Origin of the sequence: Lysinimonas soli (genome assembly GCF_042655435.1) — a bacterium.
GTDB classification, from domain to species: Bacteria; Actinomycetota; Actinomycetes; order Actinomycetales; family Microbacteriaceae; genus Lysinimonas; species Lysinimonas soli.
Genome location: NZ_JBHSMG010000001.1, coordinates 730,005 through 754,631 on the forward strand (window position 1 = coordinate 730,005; position 24,627 = coordinate 754,631).

Sequence of the window (24,627 nt, forward strand, 5' to 3'; positions counted from 1 at the left end):
CGAAGAGATCGCCCCCGACGGCAGATACAGTCGCTGGTATGGACATCGCGGCCCTGCTCACGAGCGCCCTCTTCGTCGGCGGGGTCGTTCTCGCCCTGCAGATCGCGGATGCCGTCGGCGCGGTGCTCGACGCCCGTCGCCAGCGCCCCGGCCACGACGGCGAGCCGAGCGATCCGGACACCCTGACCCGGCGCCGCGTGCGCGAACTCTCGTGGACCGTCGTCGTCACAGCCGCGCTCGCCGTGCTCGTGGCCTTCGGCGTGGACTCGGCGGCCCGCCTGGTCTGGGACAGGGATCGCCCCGTGGTCGGCGCCCTCATCCTGCTGGGGCTCACCCTGCTGACCTTCGCGATCGGCATCGCGGCGATCGTCGCCGTGGTGCGCCGGGAGCGCCCGACCTACGCCCGGATCCGTCGCGACCTTCGCGACCGTGCCTCGATCACGCTCGATCGCGACGAACTCGCGGAGTTCGACGAGCGCGTCGAGCGCGCCGATCGGCTGCGCGTGCGCCGTTCTCAGGGGGCCAACGTGCTGCGGGCGTTCGGTGTCGCGATCCTGCTGGCGCTCGTGGTGCTCGCCGCCTATCTCTTCCCCGTGGGTGTCACCCTCGGCTTCGTCGCCGCCGCGCTGCTCGGGGTGGCGGCCTTCGTGGTCGCGCTGCGGTCGCACGCCGTTGCCGCGGCCGCCCTGGATGCGGTGCTCGAGGCGCAGCGGGCCGAGGTCATGGCGCTGCTGGAACGGGCCAGGATCCCGGCTCGCGGGCGGGTTCCGGGGCTGGGTAACCGGGTCGCCCGCGCCCTCGCCATCCTGCGCGAGCAGCAGAAGTAGTCAGGTCACTCGATATCGTGTGAGCCATGACGGCTCCGGATCCCGCTGACCTGCCCGCCGACTCGACGCCGGCGACGCTGGCCCCGGAGGCGCCCGCCGAGGTGCAGGCGAGCACGCGGCACCCGGCCCACCCCGCGCTGGGTCGCCCCGCGCCGCACCGCTCGGGGTTGCTGGCAGCGGGGATCGTGGGATACCTGATCGTCGGTGCCGCCGTCCTTCTGGTCGTGGTGTACTTCCTCTCCTTCCTCGGTCCCGGCCTGACCGTCGTGGGTGCGGTCCTCGCGCTCGTGCCGCTCGCGATCGTGCTGCTCGGCATCCGCTGGATCGATCGCTGGGAGCCGGAGCCCTTCGGCATCCTGCTGTTCGCGTTCCTCTGGGGCGCGGGTGTCTCGATCGTGCTGGCGCTGACCGTCGATGTCGGCGTGCAGCTCGCGCTCTCGGCGCGCGGCGGGCCGACCGACACCAGCCAACTGCTGCAGTCGGTCGTACAGGCGCCCATCGTCGAGGAGTCGGCGAAGGGCCTCGGCGTGCTGCTGATCTTCCTCGTCGCGCGGCGGTACTTCGACGGACCGGTCGACGGGGTCGTGTACGCGGCCACCGTCGCGGCGGGGTTCGCGTTCAGCGAGAACATCCAGTACTTCGGCGAGCAGATCTCGAGCGAGGGCGGATTCGACGGCTCGGTGGCGCAGATCTTCTTCATCCGCGGTCTGCTGTCGCCCTTCGCGCATGTGATGTTCACCGCGATGACGGGGTTGTTCATCGGCATGGCGGCCCGCCGGGGCGGCCGACTGGCCGGGGTCGGACTGTTCTTCGTCGGGCTGGTGCCTGCGATCCTGCTCCACGCGTTCTGGAACGGCTCCCTGGCCTTCGTCTCCGACTTCCTCGGGTACTACCTGCTCGTGCAGATGCCGCTGTTCGCGATCGGGCTCGTCGCGGTCGTGCTGCTGCGGCGGCGCGAGGTGCGGCTGACCCAGCTGAGGCTCGGCGAGTATGCGGCCGCCGGGTGGTTCAACGCCGGCGAGCTGCAGTCGCTCGCGACTCCCGTGGGGCGACGCCGTTCGATGAGCTGGGCGAAGTCGAATGGCGTGGGCAGGCTCATGCGGTCGTACATCCGGGATGCCACCCGCCTCGCCTTCACCCGCAACCGGATCGTCACCCAGCGTGACCACGTGGCGGCTCAGGCCGAGGAGGCCGCACTGCTCGCCCGGGTCAGCGCCGAGCGCGGCGCACTCGCCGCCGCCGTGAGCCGGGTTCCCGCGGGCTGAGGGCGACGAACTGCCCCTTAGACGGACGGCCCCTTAGACGAACTGCCCCTTAACAGACTCATCGCCCAGTGGCGGGTGCTAAGACTCCGGCTCTTCTGGGCGATGAGTTGTTCTTCACCCAGAGTGCACCCGTCTCGGCGGCAGGTCAACCCCCGGCCACGGTACGCCCCGGCGGAATACGATGCCGACATGAACCTCGTGGTGCGCTTCTCCCGTTTCGGCGGCCCGGAGGTGCTCGAACTCCTGGACGAGCCGATCGTCGAACCAGGGCCGGGCCAGGTGCGTGTGGCCCTGCGTGCCGCGGGCCTCAACCCCGCGGATGCGAAGCGCCGGGAGGGCGGCCCGCAGTATCCGGTCGCGCTGCCGACCGGGATCGGGCGGGAGCTCGCGGGCGTCGTCGAGGCCGTCGGGCCGACCGCAGTGGATGCCGTCGCGCAGCCGGGAAGGCCGCTCGCCGTCGGCGACGAGGTCTTCGGTACGGTTCCCGATGGCGCCTTCGCGCAGCATCTGGTCGCCGATGCCGGCTACTTCGCACCGAAGCCGTCCGCGTTGCCGTGGCCGGTCGCCGGGGGGCTCGCTCTGGTCGGCCAGACCGCCTGGGATGCTCTCGCCTCGCAACAGCTGACAGCCGGCGACACGATCGTGGTGAGCGCGGCCGCCGGGGGAGTCGGCGGCGTGCTCGCGCAGTTGGCGATCCTGCGCGGCGTGCGCGTGATCGGCAGCGCCTCGCCCGCGAACCACGCCTGGCTGCGCTCCCGGGGAGTCGAGCCGGTCGCCTACGGTCCGGATCTCGTGGCCGAGGTGCGCGCGCTCGCGCCGGACGGCGTCACCGCGGCCTTCGACCTGCACGGCGAGGACGCGGTGCGGCAGTTCCTCGAGCTCGGCATCCCGCCGCACCGCATCAACACCAACGCCACCGACCCGAGTCGCTTCGGCATCCGCCGCGTCGGTCGTGGAGCGACGAACCTCGCGACGCTGACCGCCCTCGCCGAACTGGTCGTCGCCGGCGATGTCGAGCTGCCGATCGAGGCGGAGTTCCCGTTCGACCGCGTCGCCGAGGCCTTCGCCCGGCTGGAGCTCGGGCACCTGCGCGGCAAGATCGTGATCGTCTCGGATGCCCCGCCGGTGCCGGCGATGGCGGCCGACGAGTCCCGAGCGACGCTGCCCGGTTCGGTGTAGCCCCGCCGATCTCAGCGAGCCCCGGGCTTTCTCGGCGCCGACCCGCAGCACGTTCATAGGATGCGCCGAGCATCCGGGTCTGGACTGTGGACATGGATGAGAACGACGCGCAGGGCCCCGAGAACGCCGAGCCGAAGGCCGGCCCCACCAGCACTCCCGCCGAAGCCATGGCAGACACATCGAGTCTCGCGCCGCGGCGGCGGCGTCGCGCGGCCCTGATCGGCGGCGCGACGGCGGTCGCCCTCGCGATCGGCGCCGGGGGCTTCGGTATCGGGACCGTGATCGCCGAGGCGAGGAACGGTTCCACCTCGGCCTCGGAGCAGAGCGGCTCCGGCGCACGGGGCGGGCAGTTCGGCGGCGCGGACGGGAGCGGCCAGGGCAGCAGCGGTCAGGGCGGCAGCGGCAGATATCCGAGTCCCCGCCTGGGCGGCACGGCGGCGCTGAACGCCACCGCCGCGACCAGCGCCCAGAAGGTGGGGGTCGTGACGATCGTCTCGACGCTGAACTACGACAGCCGCTCGCAGGCGGCCGGGACCGGCATCATCCTGAACTCGACGGGTGAGATCCTGACCAACAACCACGTCATCGAGGGCTCGACCGCGACGACCGTCACGGTCGAGTCGACGGGCACGAGCTACACGGCCAAGGTCGTCGGAACCGACGCGACCGACGACATCGCCGTGCTGCAGCTGGTCGACAGCTCGGGCGACGACGTGACGGGGCTCAGCAAGGCCAAGATCGATTCCCAGTCCCTCTCGGTCGGCGCGGCGGTCACCTCGATCGGCAACGCCGAGGGCACCGGCAACCTGGTGGCGGCATCCGGCACCGTGACCGCCCTCGAGCAGAGCATCCAGGTCGCCGACGACACGACGGGAGCGACCGAGAGCCTCTCCGGTCTCATCCAGACGAATGCGGATGTCGTGTCCGGCGACTCGGGCGGCCCGCTGATCGACTCGCAGGGCGAGGTCGCGGGCGTCGTGACGGCGGCATCCAGCGGTTCGCGCACGGTCGCCGGGTACGCCATCCCGATCGACGACGCCCTCTCGATCGCCAAGCGGATCATGGCGGGCGAGGCCAGCTCGACCGTCACGATCGGGCTGCCGGCCTTCCTCGGGGTCGAGCTGGCGACAGCGCAGACGGGTGCCGGGGTGCTGATCAGCGGCGTCGTGAGCGGCAGCGCGGCAGCGGGGTCCGCGCTGACCTCCGGCGACACCATCACGGCGCTCAACGGCAGCGCCGTCACGACCACCGACTCGCTGAGCGCGCTCGTGAAGAGCCACACACCGGGTGACACGGTCACGGTCACCTACACCGACGCGTCGGGGGCGTCGCACCAGGTGGCGGTGACCCTCGCGGGGGGTCCGGCCGCGTAGCGCCGCCCCCGTCAAACCCCCGGTCCGCAGGTGCAAGTGCGGACCGGGGGTTTCGCGTGCCGGCACCTGGTCCCGCCCGCGGGCACTTGTTGACCCGCGCGGTACTCGGCGTCGGGGCACGACGTGTCAGGGTGTCGCGGACGGGGTGTCGGGGAAGGGGTGTCGGGGACAGGGCGCCGGGACGTCAGGGGGGTCAGTGCATCAGGCCGCAGACGCTCGCGGCCGTCCGGCGCGGGTCGGCGGGTCGGCACAGCGGGTCGGCGACAGCGGGCGGCGACAGCGGGCGGCGACAGCGGGCGGCGACAGCGGATCAGATGCGCCCCGTCGACATCAGGACGACCGCGAATGCGGCGAGGATCGTCGCGGCAGCGCCGATGACGCTGGTGATGATCGCGAGAACGAGATCGCGGCGTTCGAAGCGGGAGTTGTAAGCGGACATCCGAGCCCCCTTTGCTCAGCCCGACCCTAGTTCGGGGGATAGACAGGAGCAACCGCCTCACCGGAACCGCTCAGGAGGCGTACAGGAAAGTCGCCACCAGGGCAGGCCTTCACGCGGCCCGCATCGTGACGCGCATCGTGACGCGCATCGTGAGGCGTCGGGTGACGGGCGTCGCGTCCGCGCCCCCTCGACGCTGGGCAAACTCCCACCCCGGCCCGAGCCGAATGTCCCTAGTATGGGGGACATGTCGGTCGCCCCCCACGCCGGCACGGTCATCCCCCTGACTGCTGTCGATACCCGTGTCTCCTGTCAGCTGTGCGGCTCCCGCGTCGCCCTGAGCGCTTCGTTCTGCCCGCACTGCGGTGTCGCGACCGCGATCCCCACCGATCGCAAGGGTCGACCCGTCGACCGTGCCGCGACCCGCAGCCTCCAACTCGCCGCGCTCGTCATCGTCGCGAACATCGTCGTCGGCGCGCTGGCGCTCGGCATCGTCGTCGTGAGCTCGGATGCCAAGAACCTCATCACGGCGGCGCTCGGCCTCGAGCTGTTGCATTTCGTCGTGGTCGGCGGGCTGGTGGCTGCCACGATCTCGTACGGCGTGCGCGGCATCCGGGAGACGAAGGACGGACGGCTCGGCCGCCGCAACTGGGCGGTGCTCAGCGTCGTCGTGGCGTCGCTGGTCGGGCTCGTGCTGGCGGTCTCGTTGTCGGCGACCCTCGCGATGTTCCTCGCGCGCTGAGCGCTCAGCCCTTGACGCAGGGGCCCGAGCTGATCGCGGCGCTGAGTCCCGGCGCCTGACGGACCAGGGGGCTCAGCAGGGTGTCGGTCATGGCGTAGCCGAGGGTGGCATCCGTCGAACTCTTCGCGAAGACGATGCCGGCGATCCGGCCGTTCTCGGCAAGCAGCGGACCACCCGAGTTGCCGGGTTCGATCTGCGCGGCGAGGGTGTACAGCTCGCGCACCGATCGCCCGGAGCTGTAGATGTTCTCGACGTTCTCGTTCGAGCGGGCCAGCACCTGGGCGGCGCCGCTGGTGAACGGTCCGCCGTAGGGGTAGCCGTCGACGACGCCCTTGTCTCCTGCGGCCAAGGGATCGCTCAGTGTGAGGGCCGGTTCGCCGAGTCCCGACACGGCGATCACCGCCAGGTCGTTGTTCGGATCGAAGTAGACGATGCGGCCGTCGAGGGTCTGGCCGTTCGAGGCCTGGACGACGGGCTGCTGCACCCCGGCGACGACGTGGGCGTTGGTCACGATGCGGTTGGGCGCGATCACGAATCCCGAGCCCGACTGGTTCTGGCCGCAGGCGTAGGCGGTGCCGTTGATCCGCACCACCGACTGCGATGCCGAGGCGAGCGCAGCCGTGTCCGTCTTGACCTGGGGGATTCCCGGCGACTTGGTGATGCCCGAGAACCCGCCCGAGATCACCGGCAGGCCCTGAGCGAGCACGGTGGATCGCAGGCGCGCGAGCGCGGCGGTGACCGGCTCGGGGGTGATCGTGTCGATCGTCTGCAGCACCCACGAGCCGCTCACGGCACGCGTCAGCACGGGAACGCCGAGGGAGGCGACGCTGCCGGCGATCAGGGCGGTGATCAGGGCGCCGACCACGAGGTTCGCGAAGGCTCCACCGACCCGATCGAGCGGGCGCAGCGCTGTGCGATCGATGCGGCCCCGGATCAGGCGGCCGATTCCCGCACCCGCCATGCTGCCCAGGATGATCAGGGCGACGGCGACCGAGACCACCAGGAAGGTGCGCCAGAACGGATCGGGCACGATCGTCCCGACCACGGGGATCGCGAAGAATGCGGCGACCGCGCCGACGACGAGACCGAGGATGGCACTGAGACTGCGGATGAAGCCGCTGCGCCAGCCTTCGCCCAGGTAGACGAGCAGGACGAGGACCAGCAGGACGTCCAGCAGTCGAGCAGGCAGCATTCGAACAGTCTGACGGATGATCTCGGGGAAACCGCTTCGAGACCCACCGGCGGGGGAGTCCGAGGCGGCGGTCCTCGTGGGGGAGAGGCTCAGGCGCCATTGGGCGTTCTCACCGGGGGTGGGGGCAGGCTTGAGGGATGTTCCGTCACCATCCCCTGCTCACCGTCATGACGGGGCTGTACCTGGCCGCCGTCGGATGGCTGACGCTCGGACCGCAGCCGCGCGCCCTGGAACGGGCCAGCGGACTCTGGCAGCTTCTCGCCTGGCTGCACCGTCATCCGAGCCTGGAGTGGATCCGTTTCTCGACTCTCGAGTTCTCGGCGAACGTGCTGATGTTCGTGCCGATCGGCGTGTTCCTGCTGCTCCTGCTGGGGCGTCGACGCTGGTGGTTGGCGGTGCTGCTGGGGGTGTTGCTGAGCTGCGGAATCGAGTTCACGCAGCTGTTCCTGCCCGGTCGAGTGAGCGATGTGCGTGACCTCGAATCCAACTCGATCGGTGCCTTCGCGGGCGTCGTCATCGCGCTCGTGCTCACCTGGCCGGCCGCGGTGCGTCGCCGCGCGCAGGCTCGCGTGGATGCGCAGGCTCGCGCGGATGCGCACCCGGTCGCCCGAGCCGGTACCGCTGTTCCTACGCGGTCAGCCTCAACCTCGACTTGGTAAGCGGTCTCCACCTCTGCTGCCGATCCACCCAGGGCGGGCTGAGCAGTTCGGGCAGGCCGCCGTTCATGCGCAACCGGTGCTCGCTCGAGTGCAGCAGATGGTGATGGAACGAGCAGAGCAGCGCCCCGTTAGGCGTGGCACTGTGGAGCTCATCGCTAAGCTTCAGCCATGGCCGGTGTCAAGGTGCCCGCCGCGACTGCGACTGCCGCGATCGCGACCCTCGTCGAAGGCACCGAGTATTTGGTTCGGTTCATTGGCCTGGTCGTGGCCTTTTCCGCGAGCGGGCGTCAGGCCGCTTTGCCTTTCTTGATTCCAGTCGTCGCGATCCCCCTCGCGATGTTCGTGCTGACGGCATTTCTCCTGAGACGCGGAACTCGGTGGGCAACGATCCCCGTAACGATTCTCAGCCTTTGGACCGGCACAAACGTTTTCTTTTACTATCACGACGCCTTGGCCTGGTTCGCCTTGGTCGTATCGACTGTCGCCATAGTCGCCTGCTGGCTTCCGTCAGCTCGGCAGTTCGCGCGCGAAGCAACGTTCCGTCGAAGCTCGTCAGCGGAGGTCCCAGCACCGAGGCCGACCGGGCGTACTAGCGACTAGCCCCGTTTGGCTTTCGCCTATGGCAGCCGCATTCGCCGGAGAATGACGGACCCAACGAGAAGTCCTGCTCCGAACACGAACCATGTCACCGTCGCAGGAGCGCGACCGGAGAGCACGTCGAGTAGCCCGACGAGCACGCAGAGCACGCCGCCGACCAGCAGCACGATCCAGTTGAACCGTCTTGTCCTCATCGGCCCATTATGACGCCGACAATGATGGGGCGTATTTGGAACTAGCGCCGTTGTCGACATCGGTCGGGCCGCCCTGTTCCCATTCCACAACGTGGTGGGCATGGCACCATGACGGCGGTGCCGTGCAGCCGGGCCAGATGCATCCGCCGTCTCGAACCGCCAAGGCGCGGCGCTGCGCGGGCGTGAAATAGCGTTCCCGGCGACCCAGCCAGAGGATCTCGCCCTTCGGCCCCTCGACCTGAACCCGGATGCCGCCATCGCAGACCAGCTCGCGCGCGGTCTCCGCCGAGATGGGCGAGGCGATGTCGTCGATCCAGGCGACTCCGGTGCCCTTCGCGAGGTCGTCGGCGCGGATCACCGCGGTCACCGTCGCGACGCCGTGCAACGAACCGACCACGGCGTTGTCGGCGCGGATGCCGGCCGTCAGCAGCCCGAAGACGACATCGAATGCGCGCTGCTCGCGGGTGCGGGGATCCGTGGGCACGTCGGCGTCGGCCCCCGCCTCGGAGATCGCGTCGGCCATCGCCTCGGAGTCGAGGAACCGCGGCTGCCGCGTCGGTGACGTGCGCTCGGCCAGGGCAGCGCGCAGGATCGCGGCGTGGGCCGGGTCGGCGAGACCGTGGAACGCCGTGAGCCCCGCCACCTCGCGGCCGAGCACGAATCGACGCCGCTCGCGGAGTTCCCGCTCGTGCGGTACGGCGCCGTCGGGATCGAGCACCGCGCACAGCACTCGCGCCTGGATGCCGACGACATCGGCCGTGCCGGTCTCGGCCTCGCCGACCAGGTGCTGCTCGGCCGCGCGCAACTGCTCGGGTGCGGCCGTGCGTGCTGCCTCGCCGAGATGACGGACGATGACGGCCGCGGCATCCAGCCCGATCCGGCCCGAATGCACGGCGGCCCCGACGAGCTCGAACTCGGCGGGAAGCAGTTCGCCGCCGAGGGCGACCCGCGGAGCCAGTGCGCGCCCCAGCCGGATGCGACGACTCGCCTCGCTCTGGGAGGTGCGGGTGATGAGCTCGACCAGGGTCGTGCCATTGGGGCGACCGAGACGTCTGCTGAGGCTCGCGTCGCCGAGTTCGCGCCGCGAACGCGCGTCGACCTCGGCCGCGGCCTGCACGCGGAGGGCGTCGACGAGTCGGCCCACCCGTTCCACATCGTCGAGGTGACGGCACAGCTCATCGTCGGACCAACTCGTGATCTCGGTCGGCGCACCGTCGTGGAGTGCATGCAGGATGCGCTCGAGGAGGTCGCTGATCGGGGTCACCAAGCCAGTCTGACAAGCAAGGGTGGAGAAGTAAATATGCTGATCAGAAGTGGTTTATAACTCGTCGACTTTGCGCCTGTGGAGGAGAGGACGGACCCCGCCCCGGGCCCGCGTCTCCCTACGCCGTGGGCGGAGTCGTCGGCGGAGCGGGCGGCGCGGGCGGCGTCGAAGCGGGCGGAGCCGCCTCTCCCGCGGCACCGGCCACCGGAGCCACCGGCACGCTCCTGTCGCACAGGTGCACGATGAGCACGATCACGCCGGCGATCGGGAGCAGCACCCAGAACAGCTCGGTCCACTTGCGTCCGGCATCCCGGAGCCGCCGCACGGTGACGGCAAGGCTCGGCAGCAGCACGGCGATGCTCCAGAACCCCGAGAGGCTGAACGAGCCGACGCCGTAGTCGTATCCATTGGTGCCCATTCCGTAGTCCCCGAACCGCATGATCCCCAGGGGGATGCTGAGCGCGTTGAGGGCGGAACTGACGAGGGTGCTGAACAGCACCCACCACCAGAACTCGGGACGCGTAGCCCGGCCGGTGAACTCGGCGTACTTGCGGAAGACGGTTTTGATCGATTCGAAGAAGGTCATGTCGGTCATCTTTCAGCTGGTCGGTGGTGTCGAGGGTCGAGGGTCGAGGGTCGGCAGGCTCAAGGGGTCGGCAGGGTCGCTAGAGCGGATATCGGTCGGGCTCCGGCGCCCGGGCGAATCGTCGCCCCGTGATGCTCGTGGGCGTGATGCGCACGTAGCGGTACTTGATGGTCGGAATCCAGGGCACGAGGGGCAGGGCGTCGGCCCGGTCGATGTCGTCCTGGCGATCGAGCTGTTCGGCGGTGCCCTTGACCACGACGCTCCAGGCGCCGTGCTCGGTCCATCCGTCGATCTCGAAAGCGACCGAGCTGCGCACCGTCAGCTCGATGAGCTTGGTGCCCGGCGCGGTCCGGAAGACCAGGGTCGACTCGTCGACGACGTAGTTGACCGGGAAGATGTCCAACTCACCGGCGGCGCTCACGGCCAGCCGGCCGAGCGTCGTCACCCGCAGCAGATCCCACGCCTCGTCCTCGGGCAGTTCGATGACGGGGGTGCCATCCATGTCCATTCCCTCCCGGATGCCGGTACGGCCTCCACTCCACCGCACCTCGGCACGCCCCGGCAGGGTCGAAGGGCCCGCGAGGCTGCTCTCTCCGGGAGGACTCATGGAGGACTCATGGCAGGGGCGCCCCCGGACGGCTCACATCCCGGCCGGGCGCCTCACACTCCGGCCGGCCTCACGGCAGGTACCGCTGCACGAACTCGAGCGCGGTATCCGCCACCTCGCGCCACCCCGAGTCGATCACCAGGGAGTGGCCGCGGCCGGGGATGATCGCCAGCTCGGTGTCGTTCGGGTTCTTCTTCTGGATCTTGTACTCGTTCTCGACGACCGATGGCGGAACGGTGTGGTCTTCGCCTCCGGCGATCAGCAGCAGCGGTCCGCGTTCGTGGTTCTCGGTGTCGACCTTCGTCTCGGCGAAGGGGTTGAAGTTGGCGGTCGCGGCCTGGAAGATCGGCACGCCTGAGGCGGGCACGTGGAACTTCTCGTAGAGCGCTTTGCCTTCGTCCTCGGGCAGCGCATTCGACCAGCCGTAGGCGAACTGCTCGTACGTGAGGGTGACGCCGTGCTTGGTGTGGTTGAACTTGAGCAGCGCGGGCGCGCCCGACTTGAGGGCGGAGACCGGCAGCGCCGTCACCCCCTGGAACTGCGCCGGATCGATCCCGACCGTGACCGCGTTGAGTCCGTCGCCCGCGAGCTTCTGGGCGATCAGCCCGCCGAAGCTGTGCCCGATGACGACGGGCGACTGGGTGAGCCGGCCGATCGCCTCGGCGTAGTGGTCGGTGACCTGCTTGACCATCTTGCCGGCGAAGGCATCGGGGTTGGCTTTCGCCTCCTCGACGGTCGCGGGGTCGTCGGGCCAGCTCGGAGCGAGGGTCGTGTACCCCTCGCCCTCGAAGAGCTCGCGCCAGGGCTGCCAGCTGCTCGACAACAGCCAGAGCCCGTGAATGAACACGACGGGCGTGAGCCCCGAGGCGTTCGCCCGTGCGACCTCGCTCAGTTCGGTCTCGGTCAGAGTCATGCTTCTCCTCGTTTCATCGTCTGCGGTGGATGCCGTGGAGGTGCTCGGCGGCACGAGCGCGCTTCCGAGTTCAGGATGCCCCCATCGGCCCGTGAGGGATAGTCCGGCTTTCAGTCGATGCGCACGGTCTTGATGCGAGCGGTGTGCCCGCGCACGACCCGGACCCGCGATGGGGCCCGCCCGAAGTGAGCCGCCAGGGCCCGCTCGACGGCCTCGTTGGCCTTGCCCTCGATCGCGCGCTCGCGCACGAACACCGTCAGCACCCCGTCGTCGCCCGGCTCGACGAGCGGCCCCTTGCGGCTGCCGGGCTTGACCCGCACCCGGACCTCGCGGGTGGCATCGCCGTGATCGGACATGTACTCAGGGTGGCATCCCGGCCCCTGCCGAAGAAACGGACTTACAATCGGTAAGTGACTTCACTCCCCGCGCAGGACGGATTCGAGCAGATCGACGATGAGGTCTGCCGCGGATTCCAGCGGCATCTCGAGGTGGTCGGCCGTCGGTGGAACTCGGCGATTCTGCTGGCCGGCGCCCGAGGGGCGACCCGCTTCACCGAGTACCGCGCGATGATCGCCGGCATCTCCGACCGACTGCTGACGCAGCGCCTCACCGAACTGCAGGCCGAGGGCCTGGTCGAACGCACCGTACTGCCGACGACTCCTGTGCTGGTGCAATATCGGCTCACTCCGATGGGCCGTGACCTGATGCGCCTGCTTCAGCCCCTGGTCGCATTCGACCGGCAGCACCGCTTACATTCAGTAAGCGACTAATCAGGCGCTTGGCGATCTGACATCCATCGCCGATGCTGGGACCATGCCCGACTATGGCCACGATCTGAGATTCGGCACCTTCATCACCCCGGGCAACAACCCGCCCGACGCGCCGGTGGCGCTGGCCCAGCTGAGCGAGCAGCTCGGCTTCGATCTGGTCACCTTCCAGGACCACCCGTACCAGCCGGCGTTCCTCGACACCTGGACCCTCCTGAGCTGGGTCGCCGCCGAGACCAGCACGATCCACGTGAGCGGCAACGTGCTCAACGCCCAGCTGCGACGGCCAGCCGTGCTCGCGCGCGCCGCCGCCAGCCTCGACCTGCTCAGCGGCGGGCGATTCGACCTCGGGCTCGGCGCGGGCGGCTTCGCGGATGCCGTCGCCTCGATGGGGCAGCCCAAGCTCACGCCCGGTCAGGCCCTCGAGGCGCTCGAGGAGTCGATCACGATCATCCGCGGCATCTGGGATGCCGACGACCGCAGCGTGTTCCGCGTCGACGGGCAGTATCACCGCGTCGACGGGGCGAAGCGAGGCCCGGCGCCGGCGCATGACATCCCGATCTGGATCGGGGCCCTGAAACCCCGGATGCTGCGCCTCGTCGGACGCGCCGCCGACGGCTGGCTGCCGTCATACGCCTACCTTCAGCCCGGTGAGCTGCAGGCGGGAAACGCGGCGATCGACGCGGCGGCGACGAAGGCCGGACGCGACCCGCGCGAGATCCGCCGCCTGCTCAACATCGGCGGTGCGTTCGCCACGGAGAGGCGCGGCTTCTTGCAGGGACCTCCGTCGTCATGGGTGGAGGACCTCCTTCCGCTGGTGGTCGACGATGGCGAGAGCACGTTCATCCTGGCCAGCGACGACCCGGGCGTGCTGCAGAACTTCGCTCTCGAGGTGATTCCGCTGCTCCGCGACGCTGTGGAGGAGGCGCGCGCCGCCGCCGAGACCGCCGGCACCGACATCGCCGGAACCGGCGCGGGCGGCGCCCCCCGCATCCGCAGCGCCGCCGCCCGCGCCAAGCGCCGCGACGGCATCGAGTACGACGCGCTGCCGCTGAACCTCCAAGAGGCCGCGATCGAGCCCGGCGACGCGAGGTACTCGCGGGTGCGCAACACCTACATGCGCGGCGGCAGCCCGGGCCTGGTGCTCCAACTCGGCAGCGCCGGCCAGCTCGCCGAAGCGCTGGCCTTCGCCCGAACGCAGCAGGCGCAGAACGGCGTGCCGCTCGGCCTGCGCAGCGGCGGCCACGGCATCAGCGGCCGGTCGACGAACGACGGCGGCATCATCCTCGACGTGTCGAAGCTGAACGGCATCGAGATCCTCGACGAGACGACCCGCCGGGTGCGGGTGGGCGCCGGCGCCAGATGGGTGGATGTCGCGGCCGCCCTGGCACCGCACGGCTGGGCGCTGACGAGCGGAGACTACGGGGGAGTGGGCGTCGGTGGCCTGGCGACCGCCGGCGGAATCGGCTGGTTCTCGCGCGGCCAGGGCCTGACGATCGACCACCTGCGGCGCGTGGAACTCGTCACGGTCGACGGGCGCGAGGTCGCGGCATCCGCGGAGGAGAACCCGGAGCTGTTCTGGGGCATGCGCGGCGCCGGCGCGAACTTCGGCGTCGCGACCGCCTTCGAGTTCGAGGTGCACGACGGCGGCGACGTGGGGTTTGCGCAGCTCGCCTTCGACGCGAGCGGCGGCGCAGGTGGCACCGCCGGCTTCCTCGAGCGCTTCGGCGCGGTGATCGAGGCCGCGCCGCGCGATCTGGTGGCGACCGTCTTCCTGGGCGGGCGGCGATCCGGTCAACCGCAGGTCGCGCAGGTGATGGCGGTGGTGCATTCCGACGATCCGGATGTCGTGATCGACCGCCTGCAACCCCTCGCCGAGATCGCGCCCCTGGTGCAGCAGTCGGTGCAGCTCATGCCCTACGCGCAGGTGATGGCGAACGCGCAGCCCGGCGACCAGCACGGACAGGGCGAGCCGTTCTCGCGCTCCGGCCTCGTCGATCACCTCTCGGCCGACGTCGGCGCCCTCTCGGCCGAGCTGCTCGACCGCGGCCTGTCGTACTTCTTCACCATCCGCTCGGTCGGCGGCGCCGTCGCCGACGTGCCGCAGGATGCCACGGCCTACTCGACCCGCTCCGCCAACTTCAACGTGGTCGCGTTGGGCTCTGAGCGCTCCGGCCTGAACGAGTACTGGGACGAGCGGATGAAGCCGCTCATGGACGGCCTCTACCTCTCGTTCGAGACCTCGCTGTCACCGGACCGCTTCGCGGACACGTGGAAGCCGGACGCGCTGGCGCGGCTGCGCGCCCTCAAGAAGGTGTGGGACCCGAAGGGGGTGCTGCGCGACAACTTCGGGCTGGTGTGAGCCGAGCCGATCAGCCGGGGTCCGCCGTCAACGGGTTCGATCGCGTGCTGATCACCCGGCGTGCGACCAGCCCGACCGCGGCGACGGCAACCGCAAGGCCCACGGTCGGCAGCCACAGCTCGGGCAGGACGAGCGCGCTGCGGAACACCCCCGCCGCCTGGTCCAGCATGTCAGCGGGATGGTGCGCGAGCACTCGCGATCCCAGCGCGTTGTTGACCGCGATGACGGCGGTCATCCCGACCCAGAGCAGCAGCAGGCTCGCGATCGCCGCGATCACTCGGCCGACGCTCCTGACGCCGCACCAGGCGATCGCGATCCCGATCAGCACTGCGGGGACGTAGCGCGTCGCTTGCGAGAGCAGAGACGTCAGGGGTGACGCCGTATAGACGGCGCCGGTGGGAAAGAACAGCCCGGTCAGCCACGAGCTGAAGGCGACCGCAGCGACGCTCAGGCCGATCAGTGCACCGGGTCTCGGGGCGCGAGCGATCAGGGCGACCAGAGCGACGCCCAAGACGATCGAGATGACGGCTCCGCCGACGACCACGACCAGGTACAGCGTCGACTGCGATCCACCGCGCAGCCCGTGCGACACGGTCGCCGCAGTCTGAATCAGTGCGATCAGCTGAACAAGCAGCACGCCGCCCATCAGCGCCAGCAAGGCGATTCCGGGATGCTGCGCCGGCACCGCGCGTCCCGCGATCCCCGCGGTGGCGGCCCCGATCAGCAGAAGGGCGATGAGCAGGATGAGCGTGTACTGGCTGAACGGAAGCAGCACGATCGGCATCTCGGCCGGCAGCGCGCCTGTCGCCCACAGGTTCTGCAGCGGCAGCCGCATCCCGGTGACCAGCCAGGGCAGCAAGCCGACGATCGCCGAGACGACTCCGATCGGGAGAAAGACGAGCGAGGGGAGCGGCCTTCGTTCGAGCATGTGTCACATCCTATGCGCGCTCGCCGACGCAAATGCATGTCGTGTAATCTAATGACACGACATATAGATTGGATGCTATGCCTGCCGCCATCACGAAGGTCTCGATGCTCAGCACCGGCAACGTCGCGATCCGCCCGCAGCACGTGCGCGGCAACGGCACCCCCATGCTCTGGTGGCTGCTGACCAGCCGCCGCTGGACCGCCCCGCGCCCGATCGACGTCTACGTGATCGAGCACCGCGACGGGCTGGTGCTCTTCGACACCGGGCAAGACCGTGCCTCGGTCACCGACCCGCACTTCTTTCCGCGCGGCATCGTCGGCTTCTTCTACCGCCGGCTGGCCCGCTTCGCGATCGGCGCCGGCGACACCCTCACGGCGCAGCTCGCGGCGCTCGGCTATCGGGCATCCGACGTGACGACCGCCGTGCTGTCGCACCTGCACCAGGACCACATCGGCGGCATCGCCGAGCTGCCCAACGCCGAGATCGTGGTCAGCGCAATCGACTGGGCCGAGATCGATCGACCCGGCGCCCTGCTCGAGGGAGTGATGGCCGACCACGTGCGGGTGCCGGGCGTGCGGTATCGGCCGGTCGACATCCCTCCCGTGACCGACGCCGCGATGGATGCCGCGATCGCCCCGTTCACGCACGCCCTCGATCTGCGCGGCGACGGCAGCCTGCTACTGCTGCCGACGCCCGGCCACTCACCAGGATCGATGTCGCTGCTGGTGCGTGCCGAGGGTCTGGCGCCCCTCCTGCTCGTCGGCGACCTCACCTACGACGTCAGCCTGCTGGCCGGCGAGCACGTGCCCGGAGTCAGCGAGAAGAAGGGGCTGCTCGCGTCGACCCGGGCGGTGCTGGGGCTGCGGGAGCGGCATCCGGATCTCGTCGTGCTCGCGGCGCACGACCCCGCCGCGTCCGGACTGCTCGCCGCCGCCGTCGCGTCTGCGAGCGCCCGGTGAGACCCGCCGAGCAGCTGCGCTGGCTCATCCTCGCCGCACAGCGCGAAGGCAACCGGATGCTCGCGGCCGCTCTGCGCTCGCTCGGCCTCACGCCGGCGCAGTCCGAGGTGCTGCGCCTGCTCGGCGACTACGCGCCCCTGACCCTCACCGGCCTGGGCGAGCTGCTGGTCTGCGAGAGCGGCACGAACCCGAGCCGCCTGGTCGACCGCGTCGTCGAGCTCGGCCTGGTCACGCGCGCGACCCCGGATGCCGGCGACCGCCGCCAGGTCATCCTGCAGCTGACCCCGAAGGGCCGTGAGCTCGAGAGCGCGGTGCGGGGGATCGAGGAGGTGATGTATGCCGAGCTGGACGGCATCGGGACGGATGCGGAGCTCGCGACCGTGATCGCGGTGCTCGAGCGCGTGGTCGCGGGGCGTCCGTCGGGGGATGCGATTGCGGCGCGGGTTGCGCGGGAGACCGCCGAGGACGGCTAAGCACAATGCGTGAACTGGCCGGCGGTCGTGCACAGCGGCCAGTAGAGCTTCGGCAAGTCAGTTCGGCGACATGGGTAACTGCCACTATCTTTTTCGGGACGAGGGGAACGTGTGACCGATTTGGGTGCCGAGGTCGTAGGTCAACAGAACTCCTACCTGGATTGGCTGGGGACTCGCTCGATGAGCACGTGGGGATCCAATCGAGACAGTCCTGAGCTGCCCTTCCAGGGTTGGCGCAGGTTCAAGGAGGCCTTCGCGCCGGAATTGGTTGCCCGGGCGATAGAGGAGTGCGAGCTTACAGTTCAAGCGGTTGTGGACCCCTTTTGCGGTTCTGGGACGACTGCCCTCACTGCGCAGTTCCTAGGGGCCCATCCAGTGTCGGTCGAAATCAATCCGTATTTGGCTGACTTGGCTGAGGCGAAGCTCGCGACGTACGACTTGGCTGCCGTCGAAGCGGACTTTAGGGAGGCGATTCGCGAGAGTGTGACCGCCGAAATCGAACGGGAGGCGGCCCGTCTTCCACCGACCTTCCGCGAGCCTGGCAAGAAGGGTCGATGGATTTTCAAGGCTGAAACGGCGGACCAGATCCTTGGTCTCAGAGTTGCGATAGAGCGCCTGGAGGAACCGTCTCATCGGCGGCTTTTCAAAGCTCTACTGGGTGGCGTTCTCGTCGACGTGAGCAACACCCGGATCAGCGGCAAGGGACGGCGCTACCGTCAAAATTGGGCTCATCGCCAGGCGTCCCCCGCTGAACTTCTGGCGGCGTTCGAAAGCAGAACCAGCCTGGCCCTCAGGGACCTTCGTCAGTTTGGACAGCGCCCGGGACGCTCCTACCAGTTAGTCCGGGATGACAGTCGGGCCGTCACCTACGAGCCGGACACTTTCGAACTGAGCGTGTTTTCGCCGCCGTATCCAAATTCCTTCGACTACACCGACGTATACAACATCGAGCTCTGGATGCTCGGCTATCTGGAGTCATTCGAGGACAACGGTCGTCTGCGACGATCCACCCTGTCGTCTCATGTGCAAGTCGGGCGAGCATTCGCCGCAGCTCCGGTGGGGTCAGATCATCTCTTGGAGACGCTCTCTGCCTTGAACGATCGGCGCGACGCCCTCTGGGATCCTCGTATCGCTGACATGGTCGGGGCCTATTTTTCGGACCTGCTTAGCGTGACCGACAACGTCGCCAAAGCCATGAAGCGGCGCGGGGAGATTTGGATGATCGTCGGCGACAGCAGATATGCCGGCGTTGACGTGCCAGTGGCCACGATCATGGCTGAATTGGCGCCAGCTATCGGGCTTTCGGTGCTCCGAATGGAGGCTTCCAGATCCATGCGCGCCTCACCCCAGCAAGGTGGCGCGGAGATCCTCCCGGAAACGCTGCTTGTGTTAAAACGGGACTAGGCCGCGGCCTGTCGAAGTTCCTTGGCCGATCTATAGAGCCGCCATCGCGCGAGAGCGACCTTGTTGCTCTTAGCCTTGGACGCGATCGCCGCGAAGCAATCCGCCTCCACTGTTCGCAGGTCGAAGCAACACAATGCCGCCCAATCAAAGTTGTCATCCTCTCGATAGTTGAGGACCTGGACATAGCCGTCGTGGACTGCTGCAAGGTTCACCTTTTCGGAAACGGCGGCCCCCGTGCGGTTTCGTGACTTCAATACCTTCAACTCGATGACACCGAGGTTCTTATTTCTGCCATCCGAGTCGTTGTAGAAGCTGATCGAAAGATCACAGCGACCGCTAGAAAGGGGTCGTTCGTGTTCGACTTTGCAAACGGGGAAATCAAACATTAGCGCCATCCGAAGCGCCAGCTGAATGACAGCTTCCGCATTGTCCGCGACCCAGCCGCTTGCGGGTTTCGCCCATGTGCTCGAGCGATTGACCTGGAGATGGGGGCTTGCCAAACTCAGACGGGTAGCGCGATCTATCGTTGCTTTCACTGCGGGCCAGTCGGCCGTGGCCTCTCCGAGGTTGCGAATCAGTACGTTGGTCAGATCGCCAAACCCCTTCGGGTAGTAGCGAAGCTCGATGCCATTTACGCGTGGATCGACGACGACCGTTGGGACGGTCCCGAACCCCAAGCTGACAACGAGCTCAACTAGCTCGTTGTCAACCGCGTCGTGGGTTCGGAAGAACGCCGCGTTCAACGACTCGTTCGCGATCCAAATCCGCCCGGCGAGGGGTTCCCGGCATTGGTCCAGGAAGGGCACTCGGGTCAAGTCGCTGGTCGCGGTTGAGTCAAGAGCAGTGGGCTGAAGCAAGAACACCGCAGGAATCGCGGGGTCGGTCGTTGAACTAGGCATCTGGCTTCTCTTGTGGGCCAGCTTCGCCGTCGTAGCAAAGAACCGAAGCTCGGGATCGACGCCAGAGTCGACCCCAACCCCGTGGTTCAGTTGAGCGGTCGAGGCAAGCAGTTCGTCGGAGAAGGCGTCCATCTACGCGCCCCGTGAGAGTCGGTGCATGTGGCGAACATAGAGTTGGATTTCCTCAGCTTTCGAGGGTCGAGCTTGACTTAGGTCACCGAACCGACGCGCGGCCCGCGCAGATCGATTCCCTTCACCCACCAACAGCAGCGAGCCGAAACTGAGGGTCGAGTCGTCGAAGGACGCGTCCCTATCAAAAGTTGGGTTGACGTCGTCGATGTCCAGAGATGAGGTGGCAAGCGCAATTTCCAGTATGAGTTCATATGAATCACGTTCGTCCGGAAAATCGAGGCAGGCCTCGAGAACCGGCCCACCCCGCTGCGGGTCGAAGCGGAAGGTAGCGTCGATTCTCCAGTGACCGTCATCGTTAGCCGAATATCCAATGTCTCGCACATTGGCGAGACCCCGGCCTACGAGTCGATCAAGATCTCGCTGAAGTTGCGGGTAATAGGGCCCGCCATGACTCTTGAGGAGATCTGGAGTCAGCGCTGGCAGGTCCCAGACAGGAGCCAACGCGTTCGAGAAGTAGGCGATGGAATGAAACAGTCGCGTGGAGACCTGACCGATTCCGGCCCTGTCGCATGCTCCGAGGATCAGGAGCGCACGTATCTGGCCGGTCAAGCCTTCTTCATGTTCACGCATCGCGGAGCAACCTTCTGACCGCGGCCTGATATTGCTTTCTATATCGATTAATAGCCGTCGTCGCACGGGCAACATCGAAGAGGTCCACCACGGCGACTCTGACTCGGGCTTTCTTCAGCAGTTCGATCAACCGCGGAATCAAGCTGCTGCCTGTCACGTTCGAGGCGATGACGAGGCCAATGCCCTTGCCTCGCACGAATGCCGCCAAAGCGTCTGCGGCGCGGTCAGCGAATACCGAGTCCAAAGAGGACTCCGGGGTGTCGACAAGAACCATGCCTCCGGACCCCTCGCTGGCGACGTCAATTAGTGCCATCCGAAACGCCAAGTCTATGAACTCCTTCTGGCTCTCAGAAACGTCTTCATCCCCGTTTCGAAGCGAAACGCTTCCACCATCGTTTCGAGCCATCTGTAGTTCAAAGGCTGGGAACATGGCGAAGTACGAGCTCTGTCCGATTCTTTCCTGCCGAGGAGACCAAGTCATCTCGCTCTGCTCCAACAGAAACGCCTTCGCGTACTTCTCGAAGCGTCGCTTGATCTCGTCTGCATTCGTCGCGATTCTTGCCGATTGCTTTTGGACATAGTTCTCAAAACGTCGTGCGTGGTCGCCCAACTCCACCGCGAGCCGTTCGAGCGTTAGTTGCATTCCCGAGAGCTCGGCGAGCATCCGGGCGTAGGCGGCATCGTCTTGAGGGAGTTTGGAACGAATCGCAGCGATGCGAGTCGTTCGAATCGCCCGCAAGAGTTCCAGCTCAGAAGCCAAAACCCTCTTGGCATCGAGTTCGGCTTGCAATACAACGACCTGACTATTCAACGACCTTGTAGATTCGCGTGCGCTCAATCGATCGTTTACGAGCCGGGCAAGACGTTCTTCGGATATATTGACCGTCCCGCCGCCCGACCCGTCCAAGGGAGATGCGCAGATTGGACACCGGCTTGTCGCCAGCCGTACGTCAATCTGACTCTGCAACCCCACATCGTGCGCGCCGCAGACCAGGCACTCATCCTCGGAGAGGAGTTGAGTCCAGACATAAAGCGCCGACTCAGACGCTGACGGAAAGTGTTGCGCAAGCCTTGCGAGTTTCGCGTGCTCGTATTCTTTGCCCAGTTCGTCTTCCGACAACTCGGCCCTTAAGGCTTCGAGACGACGTTTCGAGAGTTCTTCTTCGATTTCTCTGATCGAGTCGAGTAGTGTCGCGCCTTCCCTTGCGGCCTGCTCGTCTTCCTCCGAGAGTGTCGTGTACTCGGCGAGAAGCTCCTTGTGCTTGGCGGTCGACGGCGAGGCAAGAATCGAAATCTCTTGTGCACGGCGGCCTACTGCGTTTCGCCAGTTTCGGTGCTCGCTGTCAGCCCTCAATGCAAGTCGTTCGAGCCGCGTCCATTCAGCGGCCTCATCGAGGGGAAGAAACAACGACCGAAGCAACTGGCGCTGCGCGGATCGGTCCCAAAACAAGACTTGTCGATCATCGCGATAGAACGTCACGTACCGAAGGCAAAGGATCCAGTCCGAGAACGAAGACAGGTTGACTGAGACGGAAACCACCCTCTGAAATTCTGTTTCGCTGTTCTCTAGGGCAGTTCCGTCAAGACTCAACGAGACAAGCCGCAGGTCACTGAGTCGCCGGCAGATAGAAACCAGGTGGGACCCTAGCCGCACCTCGACTGTTGCCTCGGCTGTCGCAGCGCCGTCCGTTACGCGCGCGGCAAATTCTCGTCGATATCTCGGACCAAGGTTTTTGGTAGTCGATGTTCGCAAATCCGAGTTCGCCATCACCACTCGCCCCGGGGATGTCGAAGGGCCCGGTGAGCATCCGGAAAAGTATGGCTAGCAGTGTCGACTTGCCAAGGCCGTTTGCCCCGACGTACAGAGTTAGACCTGACGTTACGAACTCGTGGCCGAAGTCGCGACCCCCATCCGCCCCGGGGTAGAGATCGTATCCATCGATCTGCAGCGACTTGAAGACGGGGAAGTTGATCACTGGATCGCTGATCCTTAGTTCGGGAATTTGAAGAATGCTATCGGTGGGCGCGATAAGGTCAACGCTTCTCGAGCCTCTGCTACCATCTCAAGGTTGCCGTTATATCGGCCGCGGAGAAAGAGAGCCGCTCCATTCGGGAGCCGGCGCCGCGCAACAAGCAGAGAGGGGATCCCATCTATGGCACTCGAACAAGACGTCAAGAAGGCGATCATCGACGAGTACGCAACCCACCCCGGTGACACGGGTTCCCCTGAAGTGCAGGTCGCAATGCTGACCCGCCGCATCAAGGACCTCACCGAGCACCTCAAGGAGCACAAGCACGACCACCACTCACGTCGTGGTCTGCTGTTGCTCGTGGGACAGCGTCGTCGACTGCTCGGATACCTCCAGGACATCGATATCGCGCGTTACCGCAGCCTGATCGAACGCCTGGGACTCCGTCGCTAGTCGATTTCAGGGCTGAGATGCTCTGAGTCCCGCTGACAACGCGAACTCTTGCGAACGGGCCGTCATCCTTCGGGATGGCGGCCCGTTTCGATTGCGGGTCACCGCCACCGGAGCAAGCGCGACCGCTAGGCCGCCCGCATATGCTTGATCCCGTGCACATCTCCGGTTCGTACGCGATGCCCTCGGGGCGTCAGGAGGTCGTCGGCGGCTCGTCCGCCGGCGCGAGATAGTCCTCGTCTCGCTTCTTTCGTACGAATTGATCCACCCATGGCCTCGTCGCCGTGGGCTGCAGAGGAGAAAACGCATGCTCTCGCTGAACGAGAAAGACATCCGCGCGTCGTTCGTCAACGCGTCGCGCAAAGAAATCACCGACCTGAGTCTGCCCGCCGAGTTCGCCGAACTGGACTGGCAGAAGCTGGACTATCTCGGATGGCGCGACCGCAAGATCGCCCGCCGTGCCTACGTGGTCGTCCCGGTCGACGGGCAGCCGGTGGGCATCCTGTTGCGCCAGGCCGAAGCCGGGATGCGCTCGCGCGCCCAGTGCTCGTGGTGCCAAGACGTGCACCTGCCGAACGACGTCGCCTTCTACGGCGCGAAGCGTGCCGGTGCGGCCGGCCGGAACGGCAACACGGTGGGCACGCTGATCTGCGCCGACTTCGAGTGTTCGGCCAACGTGCGCAAGACGCCGCCGATGGCGTACATCGGGTTCGACGTCGAGGGGGCTCGCGCCGACAGGATCGCGAGCCTTCAGGAGCGGGCCGCTGCTTTCGCCGCCGTGGTGCGGCACGTGAGCTAAGCCGGCCCCTTGCGAACGGGCCGTCATCCTTCGGGGTGGCGGCCCGTTTCGGTTCGTAGGGTGCTCTGGCCTACTCTCCGAGTATGCGCGTGAGTGACGACCGATGATCGTCGTCATCCCGATCTGCGTGTTCGCGATCGTCTGGGGCCTGATCGTGATCATCTTCAACGATCGCCTGGCCGGTTGGTCGGTCCGGCATCCAAGTAGGTACAACTGGAATCAGATGCCCATCACCCCGCTCACCGTCCGCCTGCTGGGAGTAGGGTTCGTCGGCATTGGCGTTGTCGCGCTCGTCGTTGCCGTCATCGGTGCACCCGGAAGATAGTCCGATACGAGGTCTCGAGGCAGCATCGCTGAACTCTGGCTTCAGCAGCCGGGCAAACCTGCACTGAGTCCCGCTGGCAACGCCAGCTCTTGTCTTCGGTCGGGCATCAGGCCCGGTCGAGCGACACGATCGCGATGACCGCGACGGATGCCGCGTGCGCCGCGTCAGCGTCGGTCATCCGGCCGGCGCGCACCTGGGCGGCGGCCTCGTGCAGGATCGCCATGACGCATGCGGTCAGCCATTCGGCCGTGACGTCGGGCCGCATCCGGCCCTCGCTCTGGCCGCGTTCGATGAGCTGCTGCACCCGGGTCAGCGGCTTGCCGTGGTGCTCGCGGATCTGGTCGTTCGACAGCGCGGTCTCGGCGACACCGAGCAGCACGTGGAAGTTGTGCACGATGCGCCACGAACGGTCGACGAGTCGCTTGAGCGCCTCGACGGGGTCGCCGCTCAGGTCGGCGGTGGCGAGCTCGGCCTCGGAGCGCTCGATCGTGCGGATCATCGCGGCCTCGATCAGCTCATCGCGTGACGAGAAGTGGCCGTACAGGGTGACCCGGCCGAGGCCCGCCCGCGCGGCGATGTCGGTCATGCTCGTCCGCGGATCGTCGGCCAGGCCCTCGAGCGCGGCGTCAAGGATCGCGTCGCGGTTGCGCGCCGCATCCCCGCGGATGCCCCGGTCGATCGACATGGCTTGACTC

The 24,627-nt window shown here is 67.3% G+C and carries 28 protein-coding genes; 15 read left to right on the forward strand and 13 right to left on the reverse strand.

All coding sequences use genetic code 11. The features are described from left to right. Window positions 1–38 precede the first annotated feature (38 nt). The 4 genes from ACFPJ4_RS03465 to ACFPJ4_RS03480 all read left to right on the forward strand — a co-directional run bounded on the left by ACFPJ4_RS03465 (window position 39) and on the right by ACFPJ4_RS03480 (window position 4,644). Window positions 39–827, forward strand: a complete 789-nt coding sequence (locus ACFPJ4_RS03465) for a hypothetical protein (RefSeq protein ID WP_386738894.1) — start codon at window positions 39–41, stop codon at window positions 825–827. 26 nt (window positions 828–853) lie between these two features. Next, window positions 854–2,092: a PrsW family intramembrane metalloprotease gene (locus ACFPJ4_RS03470; protein ID WP_386738895.1), complete on the forward strand. Its 1,239-nt coding sequence runs from the start codon at window positions 854–856 to the stop codon at window positions 2,090–2,092. A gap of 189 nt (window positions 2,093–2,281) precedes the next feature. Then, window positions 2,282–3,271, forward strand: coding sequence for an NADP-dependent oxidoreductase (locus tag ACFPJ4_RS03475; protein ID WP_386738896.1), 990 nt, complete (start codon window positions 2,282–2,284; stop codon window positions 3,269–3,271). A gap of 92 nt (window positions 3,272–3,363) precedes the next feature. After that, window positions 3,364–4,644: a S1C family serine protease gene (locus tag ACFPJ4_RS03480; RefSeq protein WP_386738897.1), complete on the forward strand. Its 1,281-nt coding sequence runs from the start codon at window positions 3,364–3,366 to the stop codon at window positions 4,642–4,644. A gap of 310 nt (window positions 4,645–4,954) precedes the next feature. On the opposite strand, the gene ACFPJ4_RS03485 is transcribed toward ACFPJ4_RS03480, so the two are convergent. Further along, window positions 4,955–5,083, reverse strand: a complete 129-nt coding sequence (locus tag ACFPJ4_RS03485) for a hypothetical protein (protein WP_386738898.1) — start codon at window positions 5,081–5,083, stop codon at window positions 4,955–4,957. Between the two features lie 244 nt (window positions 5,084–5,327). Here ACFPJ4_RS03485 and ACFPJ4_RS03490 point away from each other — a divergent pair, with 244 nt between their 5' ends. Then, on the forward strand, window positions 5,328–5,822 hold the full coding sequence (locus ACFPJ4_RS03490) for a zinc ribbon domain-containing protein (RefSeq protein WP_386738899.1): 495 nt from the start codon (window positions 5,328–5,330) through the stop codon (window positions 5,820–5,822). A gap of 4 nt (window positions 5,823–5,826) precedes the next feature. Here ACFPJ4_RS03490 and ACFPJ4_RS03495 read toward each other — a convergent pair whose 3' ends face one another. Next, window positions 5,827–7,014: a MarP family serine protease gene (locus ACFPJ4_RS03495; protein WP_386738900.1), complete on the reverse strand. Its 1,188-nt coding sequence runs from the start codon at window positions 7,012–7,014 to the stop codon at window positions 5,827–5,829. Window positions 7,015–7,151: 137 nt separating this feature from the next. Here ACFPJ4_RS03495 and ACFPJ4_RS03500 point away from each other — a divergent pair, with 137 nt between their 5' ends. Continuing rightward, window positions 7,152–7,673 (forward strand): VanZ family protein, encoded by a 522-nt coding sequence (locus ACFPJ4_RS03500; protein ID WP_386738901.1) that lies wholly within the window; start codon window positions 7,152–7,154, stop codon window positions 7,671–7,673. 168 nt (window positions 7,674–7,841) lie between these two features. Beyond that, window positions 7,842–8,273: a hypothetical protein gene (locus ACFPJ4_RS03505; RefSeq protein WP_386738902.1), complete on the forward strand. Its 432-nt coding sequence runs from the start codon at window positions 7,842–7,844 to the stop codon at window positions 8,271–8,273. Window positions 8,274–8,290: 17 nt separating this feature from the next. Here the strand turns inward: ACFPJ4_RS03505 and ACFPJ4_RS03510 are convergent, their stop codons facing one another. The 6 genes from ACFPJ4_RS03510 to ACFPJ4_RS03535 all read right to left on the reverse strand — a co-directional run bounded on the left by ACFPJ4_RS03510 (window position 8,291) and on the right by ACFPJ4_RS03535 (window position 12,190). Beyond that, complete coding sequence (locus ACFPJ4_RS03510) at window positions 8,291–8,464, reverse strand: hypothetical protein (protein WP_386738903.1); 174 nt, start codon at window positions 8,462–8,464, stop codon at window positions 8,291–8,293. Between the two features lie 7 nt (window positions 8,465–8,471). Then, on the reverse strand, window positions 8,472–9,728 hold the full coding sequence (locus ACFPJ4_RS03515) for an HNH endonuclease signature motif containing protein (RefSeq protein ID WP_386738904.1): 1,257 nt from the start codon (window positions 9,726–9,728) through the stop codon (window positions 8,472–8,474). Window positions 9,729–9,846: 118 nt separating this feature from the next. Then, window positions 9,847–10,314: a DUF805 domain-containing protein gene (locus ACFPJ4_RS03520; RefSeq protein ID WP_386738905.1), complete on the reverse strand. Its 468-nt coding sequence runs from the start codon at window positions 10,312–10,314 to the stop codon at window positions 9,847–9,849. 79 nt (window positions 10,315–10,393) lie between these two features. Next, on the reverse strand, window positions 10,394–10,921 hold the full coding sequence (locus ACFPJ4_RS03525) for a pyridoxamine 5'-phosphate oxidase family protein (RefSeq protein ID WP_386738906.1): 528 nt from the start codon (window positions 10,919–10,921) through the stop codon (window positions 10,394–10,396). A gap of 70 nt (window positions 10,922–10,991) precedes the next feature. Next, window positions 10,992–11,834, reverse strand: a complete 843-nt coding sequence (locus ACFPJ4_RS03530; protein ID WP_386738907.1) for an alpha/beta hydrolase — start codon at window positions 11,832–11,834, stop codon at window positions 10,992–10,994. Between the two features lie 110 nt (window positions 11,835–11,944). Next, on the reverse strand, window positions 11,945–12,190 hold the full coding sequence (locus ACFPJ4_RS03535; protein ID WP_386738908.1) for a DUF167 domain-containing protein: 246 nt from the start codon (window positions 12,188–12,190) through the stop codon (window positions 11,945–11,947). Window positions 12,191–12,244: 54 nt separating this feature from the next. Here ACFPJ4_RS03535 and ACFPJ4_RS03540 point away from each other — a divergent pair, with 54 nt between their 5' ends. Together ACFPJ4_RS03540 and ACFPJ4_RS03545 are read left to right on the forward strand one after the other, a co-directional pair. Next, window positions 12,245–12,604: a winged helix-turn-helix transcriptional regulator gene (locus ACFPJ4_RS03540; RefSeq protein ID WP_386738909.1), complete on the forward strand. Its 360-nt coding sequence runs from the start codon at window positions 12,245–12,247 to the stop codon at window positions 12,602–12,604. 43 nt (window positions 12,605–12,647) lie between these two features. After that, the gene (locus ACFPJ4_RS03545; RefSeq protein ID WP_386738910.1) at window positions 12,648–14,963 is read left to right on the forward strand and encodes an LLM class flavin-dependent oxidoreductase; all 2,316 of its coding nucleotides are present in this window, start codon (window positions 12,648–12,650) and stop codon (window positions 14,961–14,963) included. A 10-nt stretch (window positions 14,964–14,973) separates the two neighbouring features. On the opposite strand, the gene ACFPJ4_RS03550 is transcribed toward ACFPJ4_RS03545, so the two are convergent. Continuing rightward, window positions 14,974–15,891 carry a hypothetical protein gene (locus ACFPJ4_RS03550; RefSeq protein ID WP_386738911.1) on the reverse strand — a complete coding sequence of 306 codons (918 nt, stop codon included), beginning with the start codon at window positions 15,889–15,891 and terminating at the stop codon, window positions 14,974–14,976. Window positions 15,892–15,968: 77 nt separating this feature from the next. Between ACFPJ4_RS03550 and ACFPJ4_RS03555 the strand changes: the two genes are divergently transcribed. The 3 genes from ACFPJ4_RS03555 to ACFPJ4_RS03565 all read left to right on the forward strand — a co-directional run bounded on the left by ACFPJ4_RS03555 (window position 15,969) and on the right by ACFPJ4_RS03565 (window position 18,727). Continuing rightward, a complete protein-coding gene (locus ACFPJ4_RS03555; RefSeq protein WP_386738912.1) occupies window positions 15,969–16,850 on the forward strand; it encodes an N-acyl homoserine lactonase family protein in 882 nt (293 codons plus the stop codon). Further along, window positions 16,847–17,323, forward strand: coding sequence for a MarR family winged helix-turn-helix transcriptional regulator (locus ACFPJ4_RS03560; protein ID WP_386738913.1), 477 nt, complete (start codon window positions 16,847–16,849; stop codon window positions 17,321–17,323). Before ACFPJ4_RS03555 ends, ACFPJ4_RS03560 begins: the two co-directional genes overlap by 4 nt. A 180-nt stretch (window positions 17,324–17,503) precedes the next feature. After that, window positions 17,504–18,727 (forward strand): DNA methyltransferase, encoded by a 1,224-nt coding sequence (locus tag ACFPJ4_RS03565; RefSeq protein WP_386739763.1) that lies wholly within the window; start codon window positions 17,504–17,506, stop codon window positions 18,725–18,727. Here ACFPJ4_RS03565 and ACFPJ4_RS03570 read toward each other — a convergent pair. The 3 genes from ACFPJ4_RS03570 to ACFPJ4_RS03580 are packed head-to-tail and all read right to left on the reverse strand — an operon-like array spanning window position 18,724 to window position 21,868. Continuing rightward, the gene (locus ACFPJ4_RS03570) at window positions 18,724–19,758 is read right to left on the reverse strand and encodes a hypothetical protein (RefSeq protein WP_386738914.1); all 1,035 of its coding nucleotides are present in this window, start codon (window positions 19,756–19,758) and stop codon (window positions 18,724–18,726) included. The two genes, ACFPJ4_RS03565 and ACFPJ4_RS03570, sit on opposite strands and share 4 nt — an antisense overlap. Then, complete coding sequence (locus ACFPJ4_RS03575) at window positions 19,759–20,388, reverse strand: hypothetical protein (protein ID WP_386738915.1); 630 nt, start codon at window positions 20,386–20,388, stop codon at window positions 19,759–19,761. Further along, window positions 20,381–21,868 carry a hypothetical protein gene (locus ACFPJ4_RS03580; protein WP_386738916.1) on the reverse strand — a complete coding sequence of 496 codons (1,488 nt, stop codon included), beginning with the start codon at window positions 21,866–21,868 and terminating at the stop codon, window positions 20,381–20,383. Before ACFPJ4_RS03580 ends, ACFPJ4_RS03575 begins: the two co-directional genes overlap by 8 nt. Before the next feature lie 673 nt (window positions 21,869–22,541). Here ACFPJ4_RS03580 and rpsO point away from each other — a divergent pair. From rpsO to ACFPJ4_RS03595, 3 genes are all read left to right on the forward strand, one after another. Then, window positions 22,542–22,811 (forward strand): 30S ribosomal protein S15, encoded by a 270-nt coding sequence (gene rpsO, locus ACFPJ4_RS03585; RefSeq protein WP_386738917.1) that lies wholly within the window; start codon window positions 22,542–22,544, stop codon window positions 22,809–22,811. 304 nt (window positions 22,812–23,115) lie between these two features. Further along, window positions 23,116–23,607: an FBP domain-containing protein gene (locus ACFPJ4_RS03590; protein WP_386738918.1), complete on the forward strand. Its 492-nt coding sequence runs from the start codon at window positions 23,116–23,118 to the stop codon at window positions 23,605–23,607. A 103-nt stretch (window positions 23,608–23,710) separates the two neighbouring features. Continuing rightward, window positions 23,711–23,932 carry a hypothetical protein gene (locus ACFPJ4_RS03595; protein WP_386738919.1) on the forward strand — a complete coding sequence of 74 codons (222 nt, stop codon included), beginning with the start codon at window positions 23,711–23,713 and terminating at the stop codon, window positions 23,930–23,932. 106 nt (window positions 23,933–24,038) lie between these two features. Here ACFPJ4_RS03595 and ACFPJ4_RS03600 read toward each other — a convergent pair whose 3' ends face one another. Then, on the reverse strand, window positions 24,039–24,617 hold the full coding sequence (locus ACFPJ4_RS03600; RefSeq protein WP_386738920.1) for a TetR/AcrR family transcriptional regulator: 579 nt from the start codon (window positions 24,615–24,617) through the stop codon (window positions 24,039–24,041). Window positions 24,618–24,627: the final 10 nt, after the last annotated feature.

Bases quoted from the DNA above. Each gene is read 5' to 3' on its own strand.
- ACFPJ4_RS03465 (WP_386738894.1), top strand. From the start codon at position 39: ATGGACATCGCGGCCCTGCTCACGAGCGCCCTCTTCGTCGGCGGGGTC.
- ACFPJ4_RS03470 (WP_386738895.1), top strand. From the start codon at position 854: ATGACGGCTCCGGATCCCGCTGACCTGCCCGCCGACTCGACGCCGGCG.
- ACFPJ4_RS03475 (WP_386738896.1), top strand. From the start codon at position 2,282: ATGAACCTCGTGGTGCGCTTCTCCCGTTTCGGCGGCCCGGAGGTGCTC.
- ACFPJ4_RS03480 (WP_386738897.1), top strand. From the start codon at position 3,364: ATGGATGAGAACGACGCGCAGGGCCCCGAGAACGCCGAGCCGAAGGCC.
- ACFPJ4_RS03485 (WP_386738898.1), bottom strand. From the start codon at position 5,083: ATGTCCGCTTACAACTCCCGCTTCGAACGCCGCGATCTCGTTCTCGCG.
- ACFPJ4_RS03490 (WP_386738899.1), top strand. From the start codon at position 5,328: ATGTCGGTCGCCCCCCACGCCGGCACGGTCATCCCCCTGACTGCTGTC.
- ACFPJ4_RS03495 (WP_386738900.1), bottom strand. From the start codon at position 7,014: ATGCTGCCTGCTCGACTGCTGGACGTCCTGCTGGTCCTCGTCCTGCTC.
- ACFPJ4_RS03500 (WP_386738901.1), top strand. From the start codon at position 7,152: ATGTTCCGTCACCATCCCCTGCTCACCGTCATGACGGGGCTGTACCTG.
- ACFPJ4_RS03505 (WP_386738902.1), top strand. From the start codon at position 7,842: ATGGCCGGTGTCAAGGTGCCCGCCGCGACTGCGACTGCCGCGATCGCG.
- ACFPJ4_RS03510 (WP_386738903.1), bottom strand. From the start codon at position 8,464: ATGAGGACAAGACGGTTCAACTGGATCGTGCTGCTGGTCGGCGGCGTG.
- ACFPJ4_RS03520 (WP_386738905.1), bottom strand. From the start codon at position 10,314: ATGACCTTCTTCGAATCGATCAAAACCGTCTTCCGCAAGTACGCCGAG.
- ACFPJ4_RS03525 (WP_386738906.1), bottom strand. From the start codon at position 10,921: ATGAGTCCTCCCGGAGAGAGCAGCCTCGCGGGCCCTTCGACCCTGCCG.
- ACFPJ4_RS03530 (WP_386738907.1), bottom strand. From the start codon at position 11,834: ATGACTCTGACCGAGACCGAACTGAGCGAGGTCGCACGGGCGAACGCC.
- ACFPJ4_RS03535 (WP_386738908.1), bottom strand. From the start codon at position 12,190: ATGTCCGATCACGGCGATGCCACCCGCGAGGTCCGGGTGCGGGTCAAG.
- ACFPJ4_RS03545 (WP_386738910.1), top strand. From the start codon at position 12,648: ATGCCCGACTATGGCCACGATCTGAGATTCGGCACCTTCATCACCCCG.
- ACFPJ4_RS03550 (WP_386738911.1), bottom strand. From the start codon at position 15,891: ATGCTCGAACGAAGGCCGCTCCCCTCGCTCGTCTTTCTCCCGATCGGA.
- ACFPJ4_RS03555 (WP_386738912.1), top strand. From the start codon at position 15,969: ATGCCTGCCGCCATCACGAAGGTCTCGATGCTCAGCACCGGCAACGTC.
- ACFPJ4_RS03565 (WP_386739763.1), top strand. From the start codon at position 17,504: ATGAGCACGTGGGGATCCAATCGAGACAGTCCTGAGCTGCCCTTCCAG.
- ACFPJ4_RS03570 (WP_386738914.1), bottom strand. From the start codon at position 19,758: ATGGACGCCTTCTCCGACGAACTGCTTGCCTCGACCGCTCAACTGAAC.
- ACFPJ4_RS03575 (WP_386738915.1), bottom strand. From the start codon at position 20,388: ATGCGTGAACATGAAGAAGGCTTGACCGGCCAGATACGTGCGCTCCTG.
- rpsO (WP_386738917.1), top strand. From the start codon at position 22,542: ATGGCACTCGAACAAGACGTCAAGAAGGCGATCATCGACGAGTACGCA.
- ACFPJ4_RS03590 (WP_386738918.1), top strand. From the start codon at position 23,116: ATGCTCTCGCTGAACGAGAAAGACATCCGCGCGTCGTTCGTCAACGCG.
- ACFPJ4_RS03595 (WP_386738919.1), top strand. From the start codon at position 23,711: ATGATCGTCGTCATCCCGATCTGCGTGTTCGCGATCGTCTGGGGCCTG.
- ACFPJ4_RS03600 (WP_386738920.1), bottom strand. From the start codon at position 24,617: ATGTCGATCGACCGGGGCATCCGCGGGGATGCGGCGCGCAACCGCGAC.